The sequence below is a fragment of the Brevibacterium sp. HMSC07C04 genome, from assembly GCF_001815905.1.
GTDB lineage: Bacteria > Actinomycetota > Actinomycetes > Actinomycetales > Brevibacteriaceae > Brevibacterium.
Genome location: NZ_KV823271.1, coordinates 1 through 5,003, shown reverse-complemented (window position 1 = coordinate 5,003; position 5,003 = coordinate 1). Strand labels below are relative to the sequence as shown.

Genomic DNA, 5,003 nt, shown 5'->3' with positions numbered 1-5,003 from the left:
CTGGGTGTGATGAGCACACCCAGCCCCGGCCGCTTAGTCTTTCAGTGTCTTTCAGGGCATTCAGCCGTTCTGAGCGTTTATGCTGCTGAACGCTGCGGCTGATGCGACGGGAGCGCGATCGTGGGCGGCAGCGATTGCCTCTCGCATTCCGCACGCCGCCAAAAAGTTCGCGACCATCGGGTAGCCACTCTGTGTCAGAACGCTTTCGGGGTGGAACTGCACGCCGTGCAGCGGGGCCTTCCTGTGCCGGATGCCCATGATGATGCCGTCTTCCGTCTGCGCGGTGATCTCAAAAACATCCAGGGGCAGACTGTCGTCCACAATCGCCAGCGAATGATAGCGCGTGGCCGTCAGCGGTGACGGGCAGCCTGCAAAAACGGATCCGCCGCTGTGGACAACCTGCGAAGTTTTGCCGTGCATAAGCACCGGGGAGCGGTCGACCACTGCCCCGAACACCTCGCCCAGCACCTGGTGACCCAAGCACACCCCGAAGTACGGAAGCGAGTGCTCGGCGGCCCATCGTACGATGTCGGCGCTGATGCCGGCCTCCGCCGGAGCACCCGGTCCCGGTGAGACGAGAACGCCGTCATACTGGGGCAGAAGTTCGTCCAGCTGTTCGGCCGAGACGTCGTCGTTGCGGATGACGTCAGTCTGCGCGCCCAGTTCCTGGACGTAGCTGACAAGCGTGTAGACGAAGGAATCGTAGTTGTCGATCACAAGGATGCGCGCTGTCACAGGTCAGCTCCCGGCGGGGTTATTGCACAGCCGCTGCGTCGGCAGCGGCCGTGGCGGTTACGTGGGCGGCTTGGCTTTCGATCGTGGCGTCGTTGAACGGCATGTAGGGCGCGATCACAGGGAAGACGTACTGCATGAGGACGAACACGACGACAGCGATCAACAGCAGGCTGAGGATGAATTTGATGAACCAGTTGCCCGGCAGCAGCCGCCAAATGAATTCGTACACGCTTACTGCCCTCCGGCCTTCCCATAGGCGGGCAGGTCGCTGAGCTCCTTGGGGACTTCGGAGCCGGCCGGAGCCCAGTCGGTGAGAGTCGCGTAGGCGATGTAGCGTTCGCGAGCCGAGAACATCGGATTGCACGCCGTGAGCGTCATAATCCTGTCTTTGCCTTTGTATTCAGGCGCTGCGGGAACCGGTGCCAGCACTTCCGTGGCGTCAGGCAGGGTGATGTCGTAGTTGCGGAACGTGTAGGTGTACACGCCTTCCTTTGTCTGAATGTAGATCCTGTCGCCCGGCTGCATTTCGGCAATGAGGTTCAGCGGCTTTCCGTAGGTCACACGGTGTCCGGCCATAGCGAAGTTGCCCACTTCACCTGGGCGTGCGGTCGACGGGTAGTGTCCCATGCCCATGCGGTTGAGCACGGGTTCCAGCGACACTCCCTCCGCGATGGTCCGGTAGTAGTTGGGGCCGAACCGCGGGATGTACATGATGCCGAAGGCTTTGTTCTCGTCCGGAAGCGCGGCGGGAACAGGGGTGTCGGGGTCCTCGGGAAGCTTATCGAGGGGATTTTCGCGCCACTGTTCGCTGAGCGAATCAGCCAGGTGTTGGTTGTCCTTATTGGCTTCGATGTCGGTCCACCACAGCTGCCACACCACAAAGAGAATGAGGACCAGGCCCGCGGTGATGCACAGCTCACCGAAACCGCGAATGGTTCCGCGGACGAAGCCGAGCGGTTCAGGCTCCGGCTTGCGCGGTTCGGGTTCCGGTTCGATATAGCCTGCCGGGGGGCTGTAAGCGGCAGGTGGGCTGTATGCGCCAGGTGCGGCATAGGCAGCCGGAGGGGTGTGGCCAGCGGGAGCCGCGTGACCCGTTGGCGGGCTGTATGCGCCAGGTGCTGCGTAGCCACCCGGTGGGCTGTAGCCGGTTGGCGGACTGTAGGCAGCCGGTGCCGCGTAGCCGGTGGGAGCGCTGTGGGACTGAGCGGGCGCGACATTGTGCTGCGGGCCGGTGCCGTGGCCGCGGCGCACATCACGTGCTGCCGGACGAATGAACGGCCGGTCACCCGATGCCTGCATGGGCGAGAAAGCAGGTCCGGAGCCCTGCAGCTTGTGATGCGGGCTGTGGGCCTGTTCAGCGGGAGCCGAGGATCGGCGGTCCCCCTGGCGGGAGTCTTCAGGACGCACGGCGTAGGTTTCACCAGCCGATTCGGCCTGCCCTGCACGCCGGGCCTCAGCCTTCTCACGCGCGATGCGTTCTCGGCGCGTCAGTGGTTGATCCACGTGTGTCCTCTTCGCTTTCCAACAATCCCAGCGGGGCTTTCCGGTTGTGTCCACGAGCTATCATAATGGCTCGATCCGACGAGCCTGTGCTATGCGAGCCGAAAACGACTAACATACCCTGAGGAATTCCGATATGCCGTTGTTTGGCCTGTGCAAGGCCAACCGAAGGAGAACTGTGGCCCCGTCAAGCAAGCGCGAAGAAAACCTCAAGGCAACCTCATCCGAGGTTCCGGCCGAAACCGACACCGAAGAATCGGCAGGACTCGACGCGAACAGCGCAGACGCAGAAGACAGCGCGAAGACCTCAGACGAGACCCCAGCCGCTGCCTCTGAAGCAGACGAAAGCGGCAGCTCGGCAGACAAAAAGCCAGCTCAGAAGAAGACTGAGAAGAACGCGGGCGACAAGGGCAGTTCGGGTACTAAGCAGAAGAACCGAAACGCCAAGCCCGCCAAAAAGTCGAAGAACGCAGCGAAGTCGGGCAACCCGGCCAAGCGCGCATCGGCGCGCAAGCAGACCAAGTATGAATCCGGCAGTTCGGAAAGCAGCCTGCGCCCCAACCCCCGCTGGTTCCTGCCGACCATGCTCACCGTGATCATCGTGGGCATGCTGTGGCTGATCGTGTTCTACCTGTCCGGCGGCGCGCTGCCGGTCGAGGTGTGGGGCAACTGGAACCTGCTTGCCGGCTTCACCATCATGGTCGCCGGTTTGGCCATGTCTACCCGATGGCGCTGAGGCCCGGATCGGGTCGAGGCGGCTCCGGCCAGCAGGCCAGGGCCGCAGACTTTCGGGTTCTGGCCCAGGCGCCTCTCGGCTGGCGACTGACGGCCCTGTTCGTGGGGCTTGCCTTCTACGGGCTGTCCTCTGGTCTCATGGTGATGTCCAACCTGGGGCCGGTGCCGTGGGATGTTCTGCACCAGGGCATTTCCCACCACGTGCCGCTGTCGATTGGGACGATCATCGTGATCATGTCGCTGATCGTTCTGCTGGCATGGATTCCGCTCAAACAGAAGCCCGGGCTGGGAACAATTGCCAACGCGGTGCTGATCGGCGTGTGGCTGGACTTATTCGTGTGGCTGATCGGCTATCCGGAACAGCTGTGGGTGCGGATTCTGTTCATGGTCTCCGGCATCGTCCTCAACGCCATCGCCACGGTTCTGTACATCATTCCGAACTTCGGCCCCGGCCCGCGTGACGGGCTTATGACCGGCTTGACCCGAGTGACCGGCAAACCCGTGTGGATGGTGCGCTCGGTCATCGAAATTGCCGTTCTCGTAGCCGGAGTTCTGCTGGGCGGACTACTGTGGATCGGCACGTTCGCCTACGCGCTGCTCATCGGTCCGCTCACAAACTTCTTCCTGCGGGTAGCCCAGTCCATCTTCGGGCCGTCAGACCCATTGGTCAGCGACGACACGTGATGCTTGGCCGGCGGTGGGTGCGGCCCGTCGGAGAGGCTGGCCCGACGGTAGGTGCGGCCCGGCAGCGGCGCCTGTCCTGTCAGCGCAACCGGCCCGGCGCCACGGCAGCCTTTGCCTACTCACCAGTTCTGCTGATTAGTCGGAAGATTGAGGCGAAATCGCGGTTTTTGCCTCAATCTTCCGACTAATCAGCAGAGTTCACCTGGCGCAGCGGTGGGTTGGACCGGCTGAGCTCTCGCCCAGCCTGAATCCGCGGCAGCTAACGCCGCTAGCCCGCTGCCTCACACGACCGCGTAGGCGGCGACGAGCACAACCGTCGTCAGAACGGCCCCGGCCCAGAACACGCCCCGTGCTGAAGAGCTGCTTGCCGGAACAGCCGGTGTGGGCTCCACACCAATTCCACCGCGCACATACCGTTTAGCGAGGATGCCTGCCCCTCGAGGCATAACGCGGGCCACGCCCAGGACAAATCCCACGGCCAAACCGCCGAGGTGAGCCTGCCAGGCGATGTTCGAATCGACCGTCACAAGCGCCATGTTGAGGCACAAGAACAGCACGATTCCCATGAGGTTCCGGTCCAGTCGGCTGGTGGGCGCAAGCAGGGTCCCCACCACTGCGAACACCGCACCGGAGGCCCCAACGTAGGCGGAGCTGAATTCGGGGGTTCCCGGCGCAGCCAGCACAAGCGTGAGCACCGATCCGCCGAACGCCCCGATCACATATGTGACCAGCATGAACACGTGCCCCATGGACCGTTCGACAAAAGAGCCGAAGAAGAACAGCCCCAGCATGTTGAACAGCACGTGGCTGGGATTGGGCTGCGCGTGGACGAGCGCCGCAGTCAGAGCCCGCCACGGTTCCTCATGCGCAAGCATCGGGGCGAAGGCAAAACGACTCTGAAGTTGAAGCGGTGGAAAGAACTGCAGCAAAAAGAAGAAGAACGTGATGGCGATGATCGTCCACGTCACATAGGGCCGTGTGAGCACGACTGCCGGGCCTCGCTGCACCGGTCGCCCAGCGGGCACGCCTCCCGGGTCAGGTTCTTCCGAAAAGGGGGTCGCACCTGCTGAATCGCTCATGCACACGAGGATAGCCGAGCAGCTCTGGCGGCCTGACCAGCCTTCAAACGCCGAGGCGCCGCCCGGCTTGCTCAACACCGGCGCCCGGGAGGCGAGCTCGGGGAACCGGGGCGGCGCCTCGGGAGCTTGGGCTCTGTACCAGATCAGCACCCGGGCGGTTTGGGGCTGGGTTCTGGACCGCAGCCTCGGGAGTTTGGCACTGAGAAAGCGACAGCGCCGCAGCAGAAGCTGCGGCGCTGTGTCTCGCGGCCCGGCAGCAACCGGGCCGCA

Annotated in this window: 6 protein-coding genes; 2 read left to right on the top strand and 4 right to left on the bottom strand. The window is 63.4% G+C overall.

Annotated features, from left to right (window positions below):
• Positions 1-60: 60 nt before the first annotated feature.
• Genes HMPREF3162_RS08055 through HMPREF3162_RS11430 form a run of 3 tightly spaced genes read right to left on the bottom strand, consistent with a single transcriptional unit; the run spans position 61 to position 2,238 of the window.
• Positions 61-735, bottom strand: coding sequence for an anthranilate synthase component II (locus HMPREF3162_RS08055; RefSeq protein WP_070777554.1), 675 nt, complete (start codon positions 733-735; stop codon positions 61-63).
• Between the two features lie 19 nt (positions 736-754).
• On the bottom strand, positions 755-964 hold the full coding sequence (locus HMPREF3162_RS08050; RefSeq protein ID WP_070576286.1) for a hypothetical protein: 210 nt from the start codon (positions 962-964) through the stop codon (positions 755-757).
• A gap of 2 nt (positions 965-966) precedes the next feature.
• Positions 967-2,238, bottom strand: a complete 1,272-nt coding sequence (locus HMPREF3162_RS11430; protein WP_083318957.1) for a class E sortase — start codon at positions 2,236-2,238, stop codon at positions 967-969.
• A gap of 175 nt (positions 2,239-2,413) precedes the next feature.
• On the opposite strand from HMPREF3162_RS11430, the gene HMPREF3162_RS11425 reads away from it, so the two are divergent.
• On the top strand, positions 2,414-2,971 hold the full coding sequence (locus HMPREF3162_RS11425) for a cell division protein CrgA (protein ID WP_226829407.1): 558 nt from the start codon (positions 2,414-2,416) through the stop codon (positions 2,969-2,971).
• Complete coding sequence (locus HMPREF3162_RS08035) at positions 2,962-3,654, top strand: membrane protein YczE (protein WP_256282697.1); 693 nt, start codon at positions 2,962-2,964, stop codon at positions 3,652-3,654. Before HMPREF3162_RS11425 ends, HMPREF3162_RS08035 begins: the two co-directional genes overlap by 10 nt.
• Before the next feature lie 281 nt (positions 3,655-3,935).
• Here the strand turns inward: HMPREF3162_RS08035 and HMPREF3162_RS08030 are convergent, their stop codons facing one another.
• On the bottom strand, positions 3,936-4,733 hold the full coding sequence (locus HMPREF3162_RS08030; RefSeq protein ID WP_083318955.1) for a rhomboid family intramembrane serine protease: 798 nt from the start codon (positions 4,731-4,733) through the stop codon (positions 3,936-3,938).
• Between the last annotated feature and the right edge of the window lie 270 nt (positions 4,734-5,003).